Genomic DNA, 20,314 nt, shown 5'->3' with positions numbered 1-20,314 from the left:
CAGGGTTGTTCCTGGTTCGGTTAAATAGAGTGTAGTCATAGGAAACAGGAAATTAAGAAAGTAGGGGTTTAGCAGTGCTAAACCCTTACAACACTTTGGAGGTATAAACGAAGTATTAATGTTTCCTCCTGTATCAGTAATCATTTTGCCTTGAGGTTAGAAGACCCCTTTTCTATCAGGGTGAAATAATACACCTATTGAATTGACAATTGATAATTGACAATTGATAATTTATGAAAGAGACAATTGATAATTGACAAGTTATGAAAGAAAACATTATTAAGGAGAAAAGCTTTGATTTTGCAGTCCGTATTGTCAACTTATATCAATATTTAAATAACGAAAAAAAAGAATTTGTTTTATCAAATCAATTACTGCGTTCTGGTACTGCAATTGGAGCATTAGTCAGAGAAGCAGAACAGGCAGAAAGTAAAGCAGATTTCATTCATAAATTAGCAATTGCCCTTAAAGAAGCAAATGAATCAGATTATTGGATATAACTAATGTATAAAACAGATTACCTCACAGAAAAACAATACAAAAGCATCAAAAATGATATCACGGAGTTAATCAAACTTTTAACTTCAATCATAAAAACCAGCAAGAAAATTGTTAATTGTTAATTTTCCATTGTCAATTGTCAATTGTCAATTGTTCATATTTACAAATACAGGAACGGAGAAAAGCTGATGACTGAACCTGCTTTACGCTTGCTATTAAGTGAAACCCTGATGGTAGAGGCTTTACATTATCAGGTTTTATTGATTGAATTAACTAGGAGCGATCGCATTATCGAACCCCAAGACTTAACAGGTTTAGAACTTCCAGCAGGAATTGATACAACCGGTGGTGTGGTAATTTCGGGACGCGCACCCATTTGGTTATATGCTTATCTGATCCATGAATTACATCCTACCGCTTGGGTTGCTTGTTATGATCCCCGCATCGGTGCGATAATCGTAGCTACTCACACTCGCTTAGTACAAATTGGACAAGTATTCAAAATCATTCCCCCCAACGGTAGAACCCAGGAAGGAGATACTACACCAGAACAACAATGGTCTAATTACTTTCGTCAACTGGGAGAATTGAGAGCAAATAATAGCGCAAATTCTCCCTTGACAAAACCAGAAAAATTGTGTCCAGCGTTGATGGTAGTTGGTCCTCCCGACAGTGGTAAAAGTGTATTTTCCCATGGGTTATTTCAAGCATTGCTCAAAGAAAATCCTGATATTTATTTACAACGCGCACATTGGGACGGTGAAGGAAATTATGTGTTAGAAATGGGTGCAGAAGCTACCGATGAAGAAATCGAAGCCTTTAAAGCACGTAATCGCGGATCTTTAACAGAGAGGTTTTTTCCCTACCAAGCGCAAGCTATTCTTCAGTTACGCAGACAAAAATCTTTAGTAATAGTAGATGTGGGTGGGATGGTGCAACCAGAAAAATTACCACTGTTGGAAGTTTGTACACATTATTTAATAATTAGTTCTCGACTAGAAGCGGTGGATGGGTGGCATAATTTTTGTGGTATTCGTGCTAATTTAATACCAGTTGGTGTCATTTTCAGCACTCTCACAGAAACGGAGATAGTTCATCAATTAGAACCTTATGTAGAAATGACTTGTGGTGCTTGGGTTAGAGGTAAAGCGCGTCCTGTTCCTGATATTTTACTAGAACGGGTACAAGATATGATCAATTGATAATTGATAATTGATAATTGATAATGGTTTCATTCAAGGCTTCCGCCGTGAGCGTCAGCCGAACGGTTTGAATCTTTTGCTTTCTAGGAGAAAAAAAGAAAAAATTTCCTATTTCCCCATCCTCTCACGAATGAGAGACAGGTAATTGTCAATTACCATTAGACATCTCCAAAATAGAATGTATTAATTTGTCATAAGTTGTAGGGGCGAAGTAGGGGCGAAGCATTCGAGCGATTAATGATCGGTATTCACTAAAGGATATTTTCCGAATGCTTCGCCCTTACAGGGCGATAATTTAACGGAAAAATCAGACATCTAGATATCCCATAAGCTTCGACCTGTCTCCATAAATAAGTTCCATAATTTCTTTTCTGGAGATGTCCATTGTTGAAGAAGTGCCAAGAAGGAATAAAATAGTAGTCAAGCAAGGGAAAAAATGGTGATGAAATGTAAAAGTTCGGTAACAATAGGAATTAGTTGGTGTTTAGCTTGGGGTAATGGAAGAAAACCGCAATTTGATACTTCTGTTTTGCGGGAAATGTGCGAAGCTTTGAGAACCGGGGGAGAAGTTCCAGTAGAGGTAAGAACTATTGTTCAACAAGTGGAAGATTTGCAAAAAATTAAGGAAGATTATTTTCCTGAGACTTTGGAACAGCTAAAAAATGATTATTCTGATTTATGGAATCAAACAACTAATATCGGTTTAGTTTATGGAGGTGTGACTAAGGTTAAGCAGTATGTATTTGAATCAGCTAAAATTCAAGAAGTGCGTGGTGCTTCAGCTTTGTTAGATAGAATCAATTTAATTGATTTACCTGCATTTTTTGGTTGTGAGAAACATCAAGATCATCAACAATGTCAACAAGCAAAAGATTACTGTGAAGAAGTTAGGAAAAATTGGTTAGATCAACAAGAGAATTTTCCTGAACTGTCCCCAGCATTAATTCCAGAGTTAGTTATTTACTCCACAGGTGGTAATATCTTAGCCTTTTGTCCTGCTGCTTTTGTAGATGATTTAGCCAATGCTATTGAAAAGCGTTACACTCATGAAACTTTAACAGCTAATTCCTGTGCTGTTGGTGCAAAATTCAAGCCTTTAGAAATTAGATTTGGACTATTGCCAAATATCATTAATAGTGATACATTCTGGATAGAGAAGTATCAGCAGAACCAAAATCATCCATTGGTATCAGCATATTTTCAGCAGGATAAACAACCTTTACTAAAAAATTTCAAAGAACGGAAAACATTTAATGAACTAGCAGGTAAGTTAGCATCATTATTTAATCAGCGTCGCAATGGAAATCAATTACCAGGAAGTAATAGACCTTTGCGTTGTTATCCAGCGATATTTGAAACCCATCCTTATTTAAAAAGAGATGAAGGCGATCGCCGTTGTGCTATAACTCAAGCTAAGACTGATCCTGAAGATTCTACAATAGGACTTCCAGGAGATCCTTGGTTCTCAGAAGCATCAGCACGGAAAAGACTGGTAGGACAAATAGCTAAAAGAGATAATAGTTCACAAAAATGGTATGAAAAAACAGGTTTAACTTGGCAACCTGGAGAAGATGCGATAGAAAGTTGGGTGAATAAATTTGAGCAATTTTTACATGACACCCCACATAAATATTATGGTAAAATACGTTCAGAAAATTTGCATCCTAGTCGAGTAAAAGAAGCTCTTTCTGTCAGAGAAATTGGAGATGCTAGTATTACTAAAGGATTTGTCGCCTATATTTATGCTGATGGTAACAACATGGGTGGATATATTCAGAAAGAAATTAAAAATCCAGAAGATTACCAAAAGTTTAGTAGAGATATTTTTGATGCTACAGAGAAATCTGTTTATGCAGCTTTAACTAAGCATCTTGAACCACACAAATTAAATCCCAGCTTGCAAGCTGAAAGGAAAAGTGAAAAAGAAATTTGGATTCATCCTTTTGAAATTTTAACTATTGGTGGGGATGATGTTATGTTAATAGTTCCCGCAGATAAAGCTTTAGAAATTGCTAAAACTATTGGAGAAGAATTTGAAAGAATTTTATTAAATAAAGGAGAAACCTATAAAACCGATCAAACTTATATTGCTGAAATAGTACATCGTTATCACTGTCAGGAACAAATTCCAACAGATCAACAATGTAAATTGAGTATGTCCACAGGAGTATTAATAACTGCTGAAGACACACCTATTTACTATGCAGAAAAACTGACCAATCAGTTACTTAAATCTGCTAAAAAACGAGCAAAAGAATTGAAAAAATGCCATTATTCCGGTGGTACAGTTGACTTTTTAGTTATGAAATCTGTCACTATGATTTCTTCTAACATTAGTGAATTTCGTACTAATGGTTTAACTAAATCTGGACAAGGACAGCAAAAACTAAAATTATATGCTGCACCTTATACATTACATGAATTAGGTGGATTATTGAAAACCGCACAAACTTTAATAGATGTAGAATTTCCTAAATCGCAACTTTACCAAATTCGCAGTTTATTAGAACGAGGTAAACAGACCGCTATTTTAAATTATCGTTATTTTCGCGTCAGGTTAAATAATAAAGAAGCTCAAAAATCATTAGAAGATGAATTTGAAAAAAAATGGTGTTTACCCAAGGATAAAAATAATAATGGTAATCTTGCACCTTGGATGTCTTTAAAAGACATAGAAGAATGTGAAGATAAAAATAAACAATCATCAGAGAAACAAGACACAAAAGATGATAAAGTTACTTATGAAACTATCTGGAGAGAATTAGTAGATTTATATCCTTTTTTTGCCAAAAAATCAAAAAAATCCAATGTTCAAGAATCTAAACAACAGGTATTATAACCATGATATCTTTGCGGAATTTACCCCAAAATCAAATTACAACAATCTCACTAACAGCAGTTATTGACACTGCATTATGTATAGGTGCAGGTGGTTCTGACGGTTCACTTGCAGATAAACCAATAGTTCGCAATGCAGACGGAAAATTGTTAATTCCTGCTTCCCAATTAAAAGGAAGATTGCGCCATGAATGTGAGAAAATAGCAACAGCATTAGGATGGCAAATTTTTCCAGCACCAAAAGCAGAAATACTTTGTCCTAACCCAGAACAAGTAAATGAGGAATTTCAACAAGAATATCAAATAGAGAATTATAAAGGATATCATTGTTTTGTCGCTAAAATATTTGGTAATCCCATTCTTCCATCTCGGATCATTGTTAATGATTTAATTTGTGATATTCCCAAAGAATATTTACCAGAAGTGATTCGTCCTGGTGTTACTATTAACCGTCGTCGTCGAACTTCTGAAGAGAAAAAATTGTATTTTTTGGAAACTTCTCCACCCAATAGTAAATTAGAATTTACAGGAGAAATTCAGTTATTACCAGATTGTCCCAAATATGCTAAACCTTTAATATTATCAGCTTTACGCCATATTCATGCTTTAGGTGGAAGTAAATCAGCAGGGTTAGGTTGGTTAACTTGGAAAGAATTAGAAACTGTAACAGCAGATGATGAAAGTTGGAAATTATTAATACCGAATAAAACAATATGAAACGAATTAAATTAACAATTACAGCTTTATCACCATTAGCTATTGCTGGGAAAAAACCTGGTTCTGTTAGTGAAGTAGAAGATCACATACCTGGTTCTGTAATTCGTGGGGCGATCGCCTCTCAAATTCTGGAAATATCCAAGCAACAAACACCAAATATAGCATCACAAAATTTAACAGAAAATGGTGGAGATTTTGCTACAATATTTTTAGGTGATGAACCGGCAATTTTTCAAAATGCTTATCCAGCAGTCGCTAAAAAATCAGAATTAATTTCTCAGGTTGTAACTGACGAAATAATGGTTTTACCTGCAACTGCGGTTAGTTCCAAAACAAAACCAGGATTTAAAATCAAAGGTAATGGAGTTTTTGATACTCTAATTGATCGTTTTTGTGCAGAAGCTTATGATTATCCCTATGATCCTAGCTGTCCTCAAGACTTAGGAAGAGTAGAACCCTTTGGAGGTTTTTATAGTAAATCAAAAGATGATAAATATCATAGTCATTCAGTTAGCACTCGGTTTTTAACAAGAGTGGGAATTAATCGTCAAAGAGCGACATCTCAAGATGATATACTTTATAGTATTGAGGTTTTAAATGAGTCATTTTCTGAAACTCCTCAAAAACAAAATTGGCAACCTGTTGTTTATCAAAGTTCAATTTTAGTTTATAATGAGGATTTAGGTAAATCTCTGACTGATTTTATTAATCAAAATTCTGGTATATTTCGTTTAGGTAGTTCTACATCAAGGGGTTTAGGAAAAGTTAAATTTAAAGCTGAACTAAGCGAAGCATTAACAGATGTTGAAGATAGAATCAATAATTTCAATAACAAACTAGAAGAACGATGGCGATTTTGGTTTATATTTGGTCAACCAGAAAATGATTTATTAAATAATCGAACCTATTTTACAATAGACCTTCAATCTGATGCTATCTTCACCGAAAATTGGCAACATACAACAGTGATATCATCCAGAATGTTGTGTGAATTTGCAAATGTAACAGAAGAGGATAATTTACCAAAATTAGAAGTAGCATATACTACCTATGATTATCGTTCAGGTTGGAATGCTGCTTGGGGTTTAATGAAAGATATCGAATTAGTAACAAATAGGGGGGGTGTGTATTTATTTAGTGTAGATAAAGAAAAGGAAAAAATATGGATTGATAAATTGCAAGAATTAGAAATAAAAGGAGTTGGAGAAAGAACTTCTGAAGGTTTTGGACAAGTGCAAATTTGCAATGAGTTTCATAATGTATTAAGAGAGGAAGCAGTATGATTGAACAACCAGATCCACAAAAGCAATTAAAAATTCAAAAAGGTATACTTCAAGCTGAAGATGATCTAGTAATCTGGATTAAAAACGCCTTAGATAAAACAAGCTATGGAGACTTAGAAGAATCACAATTTCGTAACTTACTCCGTGTTGCTGACACTACAGATAGCGCAGAAGTAATTAAGAACTTTATCTGTTATCAAGTTGGAAGAGACAAGAAATGGGGAAGAGGTAAAGGTTCTTTAGCCGAGAAAATCATTGAAGATATTGATAATAATATCAAAAAAGCTGCTCAAATAATTGGTGAATGTTGCGACGCTGATTTTAAACCTATTTGGTTAGAATTAATTCGCCGTTATTTGGGATATGGCGCACGTCATTTAAAGTTTAAGCGTGATGGAAATGCAGCTTAATTAGTTTTCAAATACTCACTTTAATAAAGGATAAACTAGATTCAATAAGAGGAATTAAGATATGTCAGAAAAAGTTATGCTAGTGTTAATTGGTGGACGTAGTGCTGTTCCACCAGTTGCAGGAGTTCTTCAGTTTCTTGATGATATTGATAAAATCAAGTTTTTAATTTGCCAGGGAGAACAATTTTTACAGTATCAAAAAAACGTAGAAAATCTTATTAAACAAAAACGTCCAAATTTATTGTTTAATAAAGAAACTGATCTTATCAGTGTCGATCCTAGTAAATTCGATGATGTTTATATAGCTGTTGAAAAGCTTTGTCAGGATGTAGATACTTTAAAGTATGTCAATTTAACATCTGCTCCTCAAACTATGGCTATTTCAGTCTATAGTTATGTTCAGGAAAAGTATAAAGATGTATTAATTTTTAGTATTAATACTAACCAATCACAAATTATTCCATTAGTTTTTGGTAAACAGCCAGTAGCATTTAATCAGCGATTAACGGTAAAAGACTATGTGACAATGTATGGTTTTAATATTTTTCAAAAGAATGATCAATATGAAAGTTCTAGTTATTTAGAAGAGCTAGTAAAATACATTGTAGATAATATTGAATCGTCAATAGCAATCCTTTCTTTAATTCGCAGTATTGCAGGTGAGGATATTAAACCTCCGAAGGGATTGAAAATATCTGAAAAAGAACTATCAAAGTTAGATATATCGTCTGAAATACTAGAATCATTTTTGAGGAAGCTAGAAAAATTTTCAATCATCAAGAATCTCGAAATATCAATTACAGGTATTAAATTTAAACTTGAAACAAAGGAGGAGTATGCTTTTTTAAAAGGTGATTGGTTAGAAATATTTACATATTATTCAGCTAAAAAATGCAACTTTGATTCTGTTGAAATGGGAGTACACATTAATAATTATAGGGGAGAAATAGATGTATTCTGTTTAAACAATACTAATGCTCTGATTTGTGAATGTAAAACTGGTAAAAAGCTAGATTCTGACGATTTATCTATTCTTAATTCAAAAGCTGAAAAACTAGGAGGAAATTATTGTGTAAAACTTTTTATTACAAGTGAGTGTGAAGTAGATGAAAAATTTACAAATCAGGCAAAAAATAATAAAGTAGTTGTTATATCAGGAAAGGAATTAAAAAATCTAACTGATATTTTAATACAACAAATGCAAAATCCAACATATAAAAGACTTTAAATACAGGAGACAATTTTATCATGCCGAAAATTCTTTTCATTACCGTCGGTGGTTCTCATCAACCTATCATCACCGCTATTCGTGAATTGCAACCAGATCGAGTGGTTTTTCTTTGTTCTGATGGTCCCAAAGGTAGTAAATCGCAAGTAATAGGAAGCGGAACACCTTGTGAAGTAAGACGCGGAACAGAAGTAATTGAAAAGTTGCCCAATATTCCTACACAAATAGGACTAGGTGATAAATTTCAACCAGATAGAGATGTAATCTTGATTGAAGAACCAGATGATTTATCAGAATGCTATCTGAAAGCATCATTATGTATTCAGAAGATTCAGGAAACTGTTGCAGATGCTCAAATGATGGCTGATTATACAGGTGGTACTAAATCCATGTCTGTAGGTTTAGCAATGGCATCTGTGGATTATCAACTTACATTATATGTAACTACAGCCGTCCGCACAAATATTATTAAAGTTGAACGAGGAGAATTAACAGGACAAGCAACAGTAGCACCTGTAGTTGTACAACGGACTCTAGAACAATTTTTACCTATTTTCCTACAACAGTACAACTATCCAGCAGCGATCGCACAACTAAAACGTCTTTTATCATCAATGGCATTACCATCTGATATTAAACGACAAATCCAAACTTTATATGCTTGTTGTTCAGGTTTAGATGCTTGGGAAAATTACCAGAAAATTTACGGGATAAATATGAGAAAAAACGTTCTAATGTCAAGGGAAAAATCCAAATAGCTTTAAGAAGTAGCTATGATCTTTTAAGTGAACTTCCTGATGATCCTATAGGTAAAATATACCTAGAAAATGCTAATAAAATCATCAATGCTTTAGAAGTTAGAAATAACTCATTATTTGCTCATGGATTTAAGCCAATTACTAGCACTGACTATGAAAATGTCAGCGAAGTATTTGTTAACTTCATTAAATCTGCCATCAGTTCTGTAGTCAGCAATAAACCACAAATACAACCTCCTCAATTTCCAACTGACCTAGAAATTTAATCCCTTGATTAAGTCTATAATGTTCACAGAATAAATTTATTTAGTCCTACTGTATAGTTTCTAAAACTATGACCTCCACTCCCGTCTCCACTTTAATCTCCTTAACAGACTTCCTCAAACTACCAGAAACAAAACCAGCGAGTGAATATATTGATGGTAACATCTACCAAAAACCAATGCCTAAAGGTAAACACAGCGCCATACAAACATTTTTAGCACCTGCTATTAATCAAATTAGCATACCTAAAAAAATAGCTCGTGCATTTACAGAACTGCGTTGCACCTTTGCAGGTCGTTCTCTTGTTCCAGATATCAGTATTTTTAAGTGGGAATTAATTCCCCTTGATAATAATGGAGAAATTCAAAATGAATTTACAATTCCTCCTAATTGGACAATTGAAATTGTATCACCAGAACAAAGTTCAACCCGTGTAATTAACAATATTTTATTTTGCTTAAAACATGGTACTGAATTAGGTTGGCTTATTGACCCTCAAGAAGGCTTAATCATGACTTTTTTACCCCATCAACTACCAGAAGTTAAGCAAAATCAAGACTTTTTACCTGTTTTAAATTCTTTAACAGCATGGGAAATATCTGTTGAGGACATATTTAGTTGTCTCCGTCTCAATTAATTAACTATAAGTGGTATAATTATTATGTTCGACACATTCAAAAACCGCCTAGAAATCACCGGAAAACTCACAACAATCACCGCATTACGCATAAGTGCGGGACGTTCCACCGAACCCATCGGCACAGATTTACCCGTCATCAAAGACGCATTAGGACAACCATTAATCCCCGGTTCTAGCTTTAAAGGTGCTTTAAGATCCCGTCTTGAAAGTTTCCTCAGAGGAATTGATCCCAGTTTGGCAGAAGATCCCGCAGATTTCACAACTACAACTAGAAACAATGAGGTTAAATATTTAAAAGATAAATACAAAGATAATGACTTTCAATTAACAGAAAATTTGTTAGAAATGACAGATTTAATCTCTCGCCTCTTTGGTTCACCTTGGATAGCAAGTAAATTTCAAATCAGAGATTTAAACGTAGTACCTAACACCTGGTTTGGACAATATCAAGAAAGAGACGGAGTAGCAATTGATAGAGACACAGAAACCGCCGCAGATGGTAAACTCTACGATTTTCAAGTAGTACCAGCAAGTACAGAATTTCAATTTCATGCCATAGTTGAAAATGCAGAACCTTGGGAACTAGGATTATTAATGATTGGGTTACACCAATTTGAAACCGAACAAATTCCCCTTGGTGGTGGACGTTCTCGCGGTTTAGGAGTTGTTAAACTAAATATAGAAAAAATGCGCTGGGTTGATGTTGAAGACGATCCAAAATTTATGTTGCAATATCTTCAAAAATTAGTTATGGGAGATGAAACCGCTTATGAAGATGCAGCAGATTATAGAGATGAATGGGTACATCAATTAATTGATCATTTAAACAAACAAATATCTCAAAAAGATGCAACCCAAACAACAGCTTAAATCTTCCGTAGAGTGCGTTACAGATAAACGCATCAAAATTAATCTTGTAAACTTCCCCATCTCACCCAAATGGAGTTAACATAAAAATAAACATCATCATTATTAATCAAAATGGCACAACTAACAATACAAGTACCAGATGAATTAGCTAACCGATTACAACCAATATTACATCGTCTTCCAGAACTACTTTCACAACTGATAGAATCCCATACACCAGAACCATTAACCTTAGCCGATTCCAGTGATCTACCAACAACTTATACTGAGGTCTTAGACTTTTTAATTCAACAACCAACCCCAGAACAAATAGCCAAATTTAAAGTTTCAAATCAAGCACAAAACAGATTGGAAACTTTATTAGAAAAAAGCCGTATGGGGACAATTTCTGAATTAGAAAATAGCGAATTAGAAGTTTATGAACAATTAGATCAATTAATGATTTTAAGTAAAGCTAGAGCTTACAGTATGATGAAAAATGACCAATAATTTAATTTCTGCTAATCGTTTACAAATTTGGACAGAACACTTTACTATAAAAAATGGAGAAATCATTGGTATTACTTCTATTGGTGAAGCTACATCACGTTTACTGATGTTTAATACTGCTAGCAGAGTGCGATCGCGTCAATTATTAATTACACAAAAACTATATTATCTTTAATAAGAGGTCAAAAAATGGCTTTCAGTAATTACAAAACCATCGGTGAAGTCCTCAAAGCTTTTCAAGTTACCTATACCGAAGCCAATTTTATCAGCGAAATTGCCTTTAATATTTCTAACTACTTCCGCGAAGATTTAGAATTAATGATGCGGGATGCAGTCGTTGATAATTCAGAATTTGCTATTTGCGAAAATCTTATTTATCCCGTTCTCAAAGAAGTTTGGAAAATCTACCGGCAACATTTTATTTTATGGAGTCATCAATCGTTAAACTATGATGAAAAACTATCAGGATTTCCTGAATATATTTTAGCTAAACGTTCCCCTTTAGGTAAAGTTGTCTTTGACAAACCCTATTTCATTTTAGTAGAAGCTAAACAAGATAACTTTGAAGCAGGATGGGCGCAATGTTTAGCAGAAATGATCGCTGCTCAAAGATTAAATGGAGAATACCAAATTATTATTTTGGGGATTGTTTCTAATGGAATAACATGGCAATTTGGAAAATTAGAAAATGAGGTTTTTACTAGAAATAGCACTTATTACACAATTCAAGAACTAGATAAATTATTTGCTGCTGTTAATTTCGTATTTCAACAATCTGAATTACAGTTAAATAATTTAGTTTTATCTGCTGCTTAAATTTACCTGAATCAATTAACATTATGCACAAAAAATTCGTAAATCATTGCACCATAGATTTAACCATCATTCCCGATAGTCCAATTCTGATAAAATCTGGAAAAGAAGGTGCAGATCCCACAAAACCAGACATGGAATTTGTGGAAACCTATCACGCTGGAGGACGTACTATATACTTACCCGGAAGCAGTTTAAAAGGTGCAATTCGCGCCCATGCTGAACGTATTGTCAGAACAGTAGGAGGTGATAATAATACCCAAAAACTTTGGGCAAGTGACCCAATGAAAGGTGATTATTTACCTAAAAACTTATCAAGTCATGAAATCTATAAACAATCATCATTTACTGATCAAATGTTTGGTAATACTTCTATTGCAAGTAGACTCAGAATAGAAGATGCTTATCCAGAAAAATCAAAACCAGTAAGAACCGAAGAAAGAAACGGTGTAGCAATAGATAGAGTATTTGGTTCTGTTGCTGTCGGTCCATTTAATTATCAAGTCTGCACTGCGGGAGAATTTAAAACCAAATTACATTTAAAAAACTTCACCTTAGCACAGTTAGGTTTAATTGGTTTAGTATTGCGTGATTTAAACGATGGTTGGTTTGGTTTAGGTTTTGCTAAATCTCGCGGTTTAGGAACTGTAAAAATCCAACTAAATAAAGCCGTTGTTCAATATCCTGGTTGTATTTTATCAGAAGATAAACAAGAAATCTGCGCTTTCGGTACTAACAAAAAATGGCGAAATACTTGTTTATTAGGTGTAGGTGAATTTTTAACCGAAAATGATGCAAAATCTTATGGTTTCCCGAAAGAAGATAGTCAAGATACACCTGTAGCTGCTCAAAAAATGAATTTAGGTTTTGGTGTAGAATTAACTTGGAAAGAAGGAACAGTTAATGATTTATTTGAACGTGGTGTTAGGTCTTGGAGTCAAGTATTAGTTTAGGTTTAATTAGGTGCAAAATGACAGCTTTTGTTGGTTACAAAGAAAATCCGTTATCTGATGCTGAATTAGTGAATTTAATCAATAGCCTAGCAACAGAAAATAATAGGTATTTTCTGTATTGGACTAATGAAGTCAGCGGAATTAGAGAACAAATGATTGATAAATTTCCTATGTTAGAAGGACAAATGTTTAATGATCAATTTGAACTAAGATGGAAATACAAAAAAGATAATACTTATGAAGTTTTACTTTTAAGTATGAATGGTGCAAATTCAGAATTTAAACCATTAGAAAAAGAATGGCAAATAGAAGAAAGAAATGCGTATTTTTATCCATCTACAGAAACCCGCTTTCCTAAAGATTTTAATTATCCCAAACATCTAGAAATAAAACAACGATATTTTCTAGATCAAACAACTGCAACAGTTCATTTTGTAGCACTCACAGTTGAGAAATAATTATGACTTACCAACCACCGAAAAAACCAATTCCTAAAAGTGCATCTCAGTCAGAAAATGCCAAACCTTATAATTTTGTATCCTTTCCCAAAGACAGACCTAACTTACAGCGTCCCTATGGACATCATAAATATGATCAAAATCGTTTGCACGGTACACTTTACCTGACTTTAAAAGTGCAAACACCCCTTCATGTTTCCACAGGTGCAGTAGTTTTAGGTAGCGATATTGGGACAAAAATTTCCCTAATTAAAACAATGGTGCAAGGAGTTGATAATAAATTATCAATTCAAGGAAGTTCTTTAAAAGGTTGCATTCGTTCTGTATATGAAGCAATTACTAATAGCACCTTACCCGTAATTACATCTAGATATAAAGATAAAATTCCTCCAGAACGTTTATCTTGTAAAAATAAAGAAAAACTTTGTCCTGCTAGTCGGGTATTTGGTGCATTAGATTGGCAAGGTTTGATAGAATTTAATGATGCTAATTGTGAAATAGTCAATTTCTCCACAGGATTTATGCCTTCTTTATATCGTCCTCGTCCAGACCAAAGTAAGGCATACTTTATTAATGGTAAAGTAGCTGGAAGAAAGTTTTATTTTAATACTTCTAAAGCGATTGACAAAGGACAAAAAGAAGGAATTTCTGTACAACAAGCCGGAAGAGAATATACATTTAAAACAGAAATACAATTTAAAAATTTACTTTCTGAAGAGTTAGGAACATTATTAATTGTTTTAGGACAAGACAAAAAATATCCCATTGCTTTAAAAGTAGGAGGTGGTAAACCTATTGGTATGGGAACCATGACAGTAAATGTAGATAAAATCAATCAACCACAAAATCTAAAACAGCGTTATTCAACTTATGAAATTAGTGAAGATGATGAATTAACTGGAGTCAAATTAGTGCAATTTATCCAGAAATATATTCAAATTGCACATTCACGCTTGATTCAAAAACAGCAACTAGAAGAACTTGCGGCTATTTTACGTTATCCCAGTGATAGATTACCACCAGAAGGAATGTATTAATTATGAGTTTAACAGATGGACAATGGGAAATTGCTCATGCGATCGCACAAACTTTAGTCCAAGAAGATACAGATGTCAACGAAGTAGGTAAAATCCTTGCATATCTGCGGACAATTATTGATAAATCTGATGCTACATCCCGATTTTTAACATACCTCAAAACCTTGGTTAAAGATGGTAAACAAATCGGACACAGTGGTAAAACCCTGGGATATTATCGCAATATAGAAATTACCTGTAGTCAGTATTTCAAAAATAACAGTGATGCTCATACAATCCTGCAAATTTTAGGTTGGGTATCTCGCTTAATGCGATATTACAAAGATGCAGGTGTTCCTGTGGGGGAAATTATCACACCTGGAGCATCAGTTGTAGAGTCAGCACGTCAAGCGGAAATAGCCAAAGTTACCGAATCTCAAGAGTTTAAAGAAGGTGATGTAATAGAAGCGAAAGTTACTAAAATCAGTGGTAATAAGGTTAGTTATGAAATATTGGGAGTCATTAAGTTGACTGAGAAAGAACCGAAAAAAGCAGCTTTACTTCAGGAAGGACAAACTGTGAAGGTGAAAATTGCTGCTCTGAAAGAGGATGGGAGTATTAAAAGTATCAAGTGTGTTGATTAGATTGACAAATTTTTTATTAAACTAATTTGCTCATCTTGTCAAAATTGATATTCAGTGTTACTATGAATGTGTAGAATTAATAACTCAAATAGGAGTCTTTGTTTTATGAATGAAATCAGGTCAAATTTTAGATTACTGGAGTGCTATTCTGCATCAACTCAATCTACCTCGTTTCAAAAACACTATTTATCTGTTACCGATTATAAAATCGTAACAGTATTAGCTTTCTCTCAATCAGTGGTTAGCACAACAACAACTACTATGTTTATAGTATAGCTTTTTAGTGAATCAGAGACAAGCTAGGTTAAGAGATATTTCTATCTTCTTAGCTTGCTCTTGCTAAAAAATAATTAGGAAGGCGAAAGTCTTTGTTTTATAGACCTGTTTTCGCCTTCCTGTTATTATAAAAGATAACAATTAAGAAAAAAACGTTATGAGTGAGTTAGTTAACAAGAAAATATATCTAGTGACCGGTGTACGTATAGCAATTGATAGTCAAGGTGGAATCTTGATAGCGGGAATACTTTCAGATACTCCTTTCACCGATGAGCAAGATTCAGAAACGCTGTCAGAAAATCCAATAGCAAATTTTGCATTTACTCGACAACAAGCCACTTTTTTAAGAGAGCGTCTTAATGAATTTTTAAGGGAAGAATAATGACTTTTAGTATGAACACAATGACAAATAAGGGTTTAGTACCAATTTCCCAGCATACAACTTGGAAAAAATTTAGCTCATTTGACTTACACTTAATTAACACTGACAAATTTGGCAGTTCTAATGTTATTCCTGAAATCAAAGAACTGACAAATAAGTTATCTGCATTTCCTAGTGTAAAAAGAGTCAGGGCTATAGCTAAAAATTTTCCAGACCTTCATGAGATTAATTTTGACATAGAGTTAGAAAAAGATACAGAATTATCTTATGAAAATTGGGAAAAGCTGGAAGATATAGTGATTGAATATGAATGGAAACTTAGGGATAAATCTGGCGAAAAGTGGTATTTTCATACTCAAATACTGGAAGAACTGCCTTTACTTAAAGATTCTACACCAGTTATTTGTACGTCAGATCACAAACAAGGTACAAAAATTGATAGGCCAAGTTCGCTGATGTCTATCTATCAAATTAGTTGAGTGTTAAATTATCTCTACCCAAGCTCCGAAAATGACTTGTGACATCTACCTTGAGCAAGCTAAAAGCAATGAAAAAGCCGCACGTAGCATAGAAGCTGATTATCCAGATTGGGCTGTAACAATGTGCTTTTATGCTGCATTACATTGGGTAGAGTATTATGCTTGTGTTAGTGGCTTTGATATACACGCGGAATACAAAGCAGATGATAAAGAATCTCGTCATACATCACGCAGGAAATATGTTGATGATAAGCTGTTGTGCATTTAATTTGTATAAGTGGAATAGACAAGATGCCTGTTCCACAAGAGTTCAGAATATTAGGATTATACAATTTAGCTATGTAACAGCTTATTTCTCAAGAACTAGGTAATCCAAATTTACGCAAAGCCTATGCTTATTTAGAACAAGAAAGTAGAAAAACTAGGTATTTACAGAATTTAAGCACTAATGCCAAAGTATATTATACTAAAAATAGATTCACAGTGACAGATTCTTTTCAAAAGCTACAGCAAATTAAACAACTACTAAGTAGTTAAAATTTGAATCCTCGGAAGGGGACGGAAACAAACATCCGTGAGATGCTGACTAACACTCAAGTAATCTAGTCAGACTAACTCCCAAAAGGAGACGGATAAACCAATCCGTGAGATGCTGGATGAGATAATTAGATTAATTTTTATCCCATCTCTCTTCCCCGCAAGGGGATTAAATCTCAACCACAAAAACAGTATAATAATTAACTAAAAAAATCTCTTTAAATTGTTAACATTAATCAGAGTTGAGCCAATACTGCTTGATGAAGTTTTCAGAGGATATCACCATCAGAATCAGAATTAATTGATATCCCTTATTACCCCCATATCAATCTTTATCTCACTCGAAAAAAGGTGAAAGTATCATGACAACCTGCAACGGAGTTAACGCTGCAAACAACTCCGAAAAAAAACAAGAAAAAACCATTGAACAAGCAATACTAGACGCTATTGCCGAAGCCAGAGAAGTTTGTGATCAAAATGGTATTAATTCCCCTAACTGTGCAGTAGCTTGGGATATCGTCGAAGAATTGCAAGCCGAAAAAGCCCATCAACAACAAGCAAAACATCGTCAGACATCCCTAGAAAGCTACTGTGAAATGTATCCAGATGCCCTAGAGTGTTTAATGTACGATTTGTAAAAATTGATGATTGATGATTGGTGACTGGTGACTGGGTACAATAAATATTTCTCGTGATTTCTCGTTCCCATACTCTGTATGGGAATGAATTATTAAAGGCTCTGCCTTGAGTAAAATTAGAGTCAGAGACTCTATGATAGCATTCCTAGAACGTCTTGTAGGGGCGAAGCATTCGGGTGATAACCTATCGCTGAAACCATTGATATTCTGTCCGAATGCTTCGCCCTTACGATTAATGAATCGGTGTTCTAGTCAGAGACTAGGAACGAGTATCTCTACTGTCACCTGTCCCCAGTCCCCAGTCACCTAAAAAAAGCGATCGCACCCCCAAAACTCAGAAATGCGATCGCTTTTTCGTTGCATTTATTTGTGTAAATTTCTTAACCAAGCAAATGCAACTGAATAAGAATTGTACTCACAAGATGATGAGTAATTGGTAAACTATCAACCACCATCCCCAAACACAGCAACATCATGTAAGAGATGGAATATAGAAACAACTCCCTAGCAACAGTTTTATCCTCTGGGTTTTGTAACAACCGCCAAGACTTATGGACAAATACCCCACCCAAAGTCAAAGCAATTACCACATACACAATACCACTAGCGTGTAAAGGATAAAATAGCAGCACAGTAGAAGTTACAGTAATTACCGTGTAAAACCAAATTTGCCTCACTGTGGCTTTATCACCTGCAACCACAGGTAACATCGGAATCCCTACTTTTGCGTAATCATCCCGAATCATCAACGCCAAAGCCCAGAAATGAGGCGGAGTCCATAAAAAGACAATGGCAAAAATTAACCAAGCTGCCCAACTTAAAGTATCTGTCACCGCAGCCCAACCAACCAAAGCTGGAATCGCACCCGCAGCACCACCAATCACAATATTTTGAGTGCTGTGGCGTTTTAGCCAATGGGTATAGACCAAGACATAAAAAACGATACCAGAAAATGCTAAAAGTGCAGCCAAGAGATTGGCGAAAACAGCCAAGAGAGTAAAAGAACCCACAGCCAGAGCGATCGCAAAAATCAACGCATCACGAGGCTGCACCCTACCAGAAGGCATAGGACGATGGCGCGTCCTTTCCATGTCATAATCTATATCGCGGTCATAGATACAATTAATTGTTTGGGCGCTGGCAGCAGCCAAAGTACCACCAAGCAGCGTTACTAACAATAGCCAAGGATTAACTTGCCCTTTAGCAGCAATCCACATACTACCAGCCGTTGTAATCAAAAGCAACGGAATAATCCGGGGCTTAGTTAGCTGATAATAACTTTGAATCACCTGAAAAAATGAATCATGGTGGCGACGAGAGACATTAGTCTCAATCATGTTAGCTCTCTCTCTTTGCTTAAATTTGTTAATAACTGTGGGGACTGGTGATTGGGGACTGGTGACTGGGGACTGGTGATTGGGGACTGGTGATTGGGGACTGGTGATTGGGGACTGAGAGTACCAATCACCCATTACCCATTACCAATTACCCATTACCAATTACCCATTACCAATTACCCATTACCAATTACCCATTACCAATTACCCATTACCAATTACCCATTACCAATTACCCATTACCCATTACCAATTACCCATTACCAATTACCCATTACCAATTACCCATTAGCATGACTAACCGTGCTGTCACGCAAAGCTAAAACCGTAAATACCACCAAAGTACCCAACAAAGTAGCACCGACAGCTTGGTGAGTTACGGTGAGAGGTTCGACTTGTAGATGTAACCGGAAGGTGGCAACACCTAACAGCAGTTGTAAAATCAATAACCCACCTGCCATATTTGCCAATTTTCGTAAAGCAGGATGTAAAGCAGGTGTACGCCAGGAAATTAAGACAACAGCTAAAATTGCTAACGTTGGTGGTACTAAACCAAAAATGTGGCTATACATCACACCACAAAGTTGATCCCCAGCAAAACACTGATGCAAAGCCCAGCGAGAGCCTACCAAAGCGCCGAGTAAACTTTGCAGATAAACCAAAACCGCAGCAACCAAACCCAACCAAGGCAGTTTTCCTACAGTTCCCGTACCTTGATAAGGGCTAAGTGCCGTACCAATGACTAAAAGGGTAGTGAAAAATAATAACGCCGTTCCCAAATGAGCAGTCACAATATCAAACCGCAACAATTCGGTAACGGTAAGTCCTCCTAAAATCCCTTGGAAGACAATTAAAAACAAAGCAAAAGTTGCAGCCCAAGGCAACCAATGAGGTAAAACCCGACGATGCCACCAGGATAAACCAGCTAAGGCGATCGCGCTAAAGCCAATCAAAGCTGCATCTAATCTGTGAAACCACTCCAAGAAAACCTGGAGATTCATTTGTTTAGCCGGCACTAATTCCCCATAACACAAAGGCCAGTCTGGACAAGCAAGACCAGCATTCATCACGCGGGTGGCACTGCCTATAGCCATCAAAATTAAAGTAGCTATGCAAATTTTCCACACCAAGCGACGAATCACTTCCTTGGGGCTGTTTTGTGGTGCGGCCGCTTCATTTTGTTGTTCTAGGACAAATTCGTTCATCAACGATACCTGATACTTTATCACCGCTTGAGGTAGAGCTTCTTAAAATTGTCTATTGACCTAAATTGCGAGAGTTGAACCGTTGGGAAATGGAGATGTGGGGAGATGGGGAGGCAGGGGAAGAAGAAGCAGGGGGACAGGGTGCAGGGTGCAGGGTGCAGGGTGCAGGGTGCAGGGTGCAGGGTGCAGGGTGCAGGGTGCAGGGGGAGAATATTAACTTTTGCTTTTTGCTTTCTACTTTCTGTCCCCAGTCACTAGTCCCCAGTCCCCAGTCACTAGTCCCCCGTCCCCAGTCACCAGCCACTATTCACAAGTCCGCGATCACTCGGCCCCCGCCTCCCGCTCCCAAGACCCGTCCCGACGGCAACGAGCGTCC

Annotated in this window: 27 protein-coding genes; 25 read left to right on the top strand and 2 right to left on the bottom strand. The window is 35.6% G+C overall.

Going from position 1 to position 20,314, the window contains the following annotated elements:
* Window positions 1–263 precede the first annotated feature (263 nt).
* The 23 genes from FFR48_RS09380 to FFR48_RS09270 all read left to right on the top strand — a co-directional run bounded on the left by FFR48_RS09380 (window position 264) and on the right by FFR48_RS09270 (window position 17,706).
* Window positions 264–500, top strand: coding sequence for a four helix bundle protein (locus tag FFR48_RS09380; RefSeq protein WP_201277588.1), 237 nt, complete (start codon window positions 264–266; stop codon window positions 498–500).
* 189 nt (window positions 501–689) lie between these two features.
* Entirely contained in the window at window positions 690–1,703 is a 1,014-nt protein-coding gene (crn3, locus tag FFR48_RS09375; protein ID WP_137667170.1) for a CRISPR-associated ring nuclease Crn3/Csx3, read from the top strand.
* Window positions 1,704–2,145: 442 nt separating this feature from the next.
* A complete protein-coding gene (gene cas10 / locus FFR48_RS09370; RefSeq protein ID WP_137667169.1) occupies window positions 2,146–4,542 on the top strand; it encodes a type III-B CRISPR-associated protein Cas10/Cmr2 in 2,397 nt (798 codons plus the stop codon).
* 2 nt (window positions 4,543–4,544) lie between these two features.
* The gene (locus tag FFR48_RS09365) at window positions 4,545–5,258 is read left to right on the top strand and encodes an RAMP superfamily CRISPR-associated protein (RefSeq protein ID WP_096569738.1); all 714 of its coding nucleotides are present in this window, start codon (window positions 4,545–4,547) and stop codon (window positions 5,256–5,258) included.
* A complete protein-coding gene (csx10, locus tag FFR48_RS09360) occupies window positions 5,255–6,541 on the top strand; it encodes a type III-D CRISPR-associated RAMP protein Csx10 (protein WP_096569736.1) in 1,287 nt (428 codons plus the stop codon). The genes FFR48_RS09365 and csx10 overlap by 4 nt, the downstream gene beginning before the upstream one ends.
* Window positions 6,538–6,951, top strand: coding sequence for a hypothetical protein (locus FFR48_RS09355; RefSeq protein ID WP_137667168.1), 414 nt, complete (start codon window positions 6,538–6,540; stop codon window positions 6,949–6,951). The genes csx10 and FFR48_RS09355 overlap by 4 nt, the downstream gene beginning before the upstream one ends.
* A 61-nt stretch (window positions 6,952–7,012) precedes the next feature.
* Window positions 7,013–8,179, top strand: a complete 1,167-nt coding sequence (locus tag FFR48_RS09350) for a Card1-like endonuclease domain-containing protein (RefSeq protein WP_137667167.1) — start codon at window positions 7,013–7,015, stop codon at window positions 8,177–8,179.
* Window positions 8,180–8,199: 20 nt separating this feature from the next.
* The gene (locus tag FFR48_RS09345) at window positions 8,200–8,937 is read left to right on the top strand and encodes a hypothetical protein (protein ID WP_137667166.1); all 738 of its coding nucleotides are present in this window, start codon (window positions 8,200–8,202) and stop codon (window positions 8,935–8,937) included.
* On the top strand, window positions 8,862–9,203 hold the full coding sequence (locus FFR48_RS09340; RefSeq protein WP_162501869.1) for a hypothetical protein: 342 nt from the start codon (window positions 8,862–8,864) through the stop codon (window positions 9,201–9,203). Before FFR48_RS09345 ends, FFR48_RS09340 begins: the two co-directional genes overlap by 76 nt.
* 68 nt (window positions 9,204–9,271) lie before the next feature.
* Window positions 9,272–9,838, top strand: coding sequence for a Uma2 family endonuclease (locus tag FFR48_RS09335; RefSeq protein WP_137667164.1), 567 nt, complete (start codon window positions 9,272–9,274; stop codon window positions 9,836–9,838).
* Window positions 9,839–9,862: 24 nt separating this feature from the next.
* The gene (gene csx7, locus FFR48_RS09330) at window positions 9,863–10,711 is read left to right on the top strand and encodes a type III CRISPR-associated RAMP protein Csx7 (protein WP_137667163.1); all 849 of its coding nucleotides are present in this window, start codon (window positions 9,863–9,865) and stop codon (window positions 10,709–10,711) included.
* A 111-nt stretch (window positions 10,712–10,822) separates the two neighbouring features.
* Window positions 10,823–11,200, top strand: a complete 378-nt coding sequence (locus FFR48_RS09325) for a hypothetical protein (protein ID WP_137667162.1) — start codon at window positions 10,823–10,825, stop codon at window positions 11,198–11,200.
* Complete coding sequence (locus FFR48_RS09320; protein WP_096569724.1) at window positions 11,190–11,375, top strand: hypothetical protein; 186 nt, start codon at window positions 11,190–11,192, stop codon at window positions 11,373–11,375. Before FFR48_RS09325 ends, FFR48_RS09320 begins: the two co-directional genes overlap by 11 nt.
* Window positions 11,376–11,389: 14 nt before the next feature.
* The gene (locus tag FFR48_RS09315; RefSeq protein WP_137667161.1) at window positions 11,390–12,016 is read left to right on the top strand and encodes a hypothetical protein; all 627 of its coding nucleotides are present in this window, start codon (window positions 11,390–11,392) and stop codon (window positions 12,014–12,016) included.
* A 23-nt stretch (window positions 12,017–12,039) separates the two neighbouring features.
* A complete protein-coding gene (locus FFR48_RS09310; protein ID WP_137667160.1) occupies window positions 12,040–12,966 on the top strand; it encodes an RAMP superfamily CRISPR-associated protein in 927 nt (308 codons plus the stop codon).
* Between the two features lie 17 nt (window positions 12,967–12,983).
* The gene (locus FFR48_RS09305) at window positions 12,984–13,424 is read left to right on the top strand and encodes a hypothetical protein (protein WP_137667159.1); all 441 of its coding nucleotides are present in this window, start codon (window positions 12,984–12,986) and stop codon (window positions 13,422–13,424) included.
* A 2-nt stretch (window positions 13,425–13,426) separates the two neighbouring features.
* The gene (locus FFR48_RS09300; RefSeq protein ID WP_137667158.1) at window positions 13,427–14,461 is read left to right on the top strand and encodes an RAMP superfamily CRISPR-associated protein; all 1,035 of its coding nucleotides are present in this window, start codon (window positions 13,427–13,429) and stop codon (window positions 14,459–14,461) included.
* A 2-nt stretch (window positions 14,462–14,463) separates the two neighbouring features.
* On the top strand, window positions 14,464–15,084 hold the full coding sequence (locus tag FFR48_RS09295; RefSeq protein WP_096569714.1) for a hypothetical protein: 621 nt from the start codon (window positions 14,464–14,466) through the stop codon (window positions 15,082–15,084).
* A 433-nt stretch (window positions 15,085–15,517) separates the two neighbouring features.
* Window positions 15,518–15,742, top strand: coding sequence for a hypothetical protein (locus tag FFR48_RS09290; protein ID WP_137667157.1), 225 nt, complete (start codon window positions 15,518–15,520; stop codon window positions 15,740–15,742).
* Window positions 15,743–15,753: 11 nt separating this feature from the next.
* Window positions 15,754–16,221, top strand: coding sequence for a hypothetical protein (locus FFR48_RS09285; RefSeq protein ID WP_162501868.1), 468 nt, complete (start codon window positions 15,754–15,756; stop codon window positions 16,219–16,221).
* Window positions 16,222–16,252: 31 nt separating this feature from the next.
* Window positions 16,253–16,489: a hypothetical protein gene (locus FFR48_RS09280; RefSeq protein WP_137667156.1), complete on the top strand. Its 237-nt coding sequence runs from the start codon at window positions 16,253–16,255 to the stop codon at window positions 16,487–16,489.
* A gap of 631 nt (window positions 16,490–17,120) precedes the next feature.
* Entirely contained in the window at window positions 17,121–17,396 is a 276-nt protein-coding gene (locus FFR48_RS09275) for a Calvin cycle protein CP12 (RefSeq protein ID WP_137667155.1), read from the top strand.
* Between the two features lie 133 nt (window positions 17,397–17,529).
* Window positions 17,530–17,706 (top strand): hypothetical protein, encoded by a 177-nt coding sequence (locus FFR48_RS09270; protein WP_162501867.1) that lies wholly within the window; start codon window positions 17,530–17,532, stop codon window positions 17,704–17,706.
* 70 nt (window positions 17,707–17,776) lie between these two features.
* On the opposite strand, the gene FFR48_RS09265 is transcribed toward FFR48_RS09270, so the two are convergent.
* Window positions 17,777–18,733 carry a heme o synthase gene (locus tag FFR48_RS09265; protein WP_137667178.1) on the bottom strand — a complete coding sequence of 319 codons (957 nt, stop codon included), beginning with the start codon at window positions 18,731–18,733 and terminating at the stop codon, window positions 17,777–17,779.
* Between the two features lie 107 nt (window positions 18,734–18,840).
* Here FFR48_RS09265 and FFR48_RS09260 point away from each other — a divergent pair, with 107 nt between their 5' ends.
* A complete protein-coding gene (locus tag FFR48_RS09260) occupies window positions 18,841–19,056 on the top strand; it encodes a hypothetical protein (protein WP_162501866.1) in 216 nt (71 codons plus the stop codon).
* On the opposite strand, the gene FFR48_RS09255 is transcribed toward FFR48_RS09260, so the two are convergent.
* On the bottom strand, window positions 19,015–19,938 hold the full coding sequence (locus tag FFR48_RS09255) for a COX15/CtaA family protein (protein WP_096569700.1): 924 nt from the start codon (window positions 19,936–19,938) through the stop codon (window positions 19,015–19,017). The two genes, FFR48_RS09260 and FFR48_RS09255, sit on opposite strands and share 42 nt — an antisense overlap.
* A gap of 74 nt (window positions 19,939–20,012) precedes the next feature.
* Between FFR48_RS09255 and FFR48_RS09250 the strand changes: the two genes are divergently transcribed.
* Window positions 20,013–20,314, top strand: a 302-nt coding sequence (locus tag FFR48_RS09250; protein WP_162501865.1) for a hypothetical protein, incomplete at its 3' end; no start/stop codon positions are given.

It is taken from the genome of Sphaerospermopsis reniformis (genome assembly GCF_005402885.1).
Classification (GTDB): Bacteria; Cyanobacteriota; Cyanobacteriia; order Cyanobacteriales; family Nostocaceae; genus Sphaerospermopsis; species Sphaerospermopsis kisseleviana.
The sequence above is the reverse complement of the archived record's forward strand: the minus strand, read 5'-3'. Positions and strand labels throughout refer to the sequence as shown.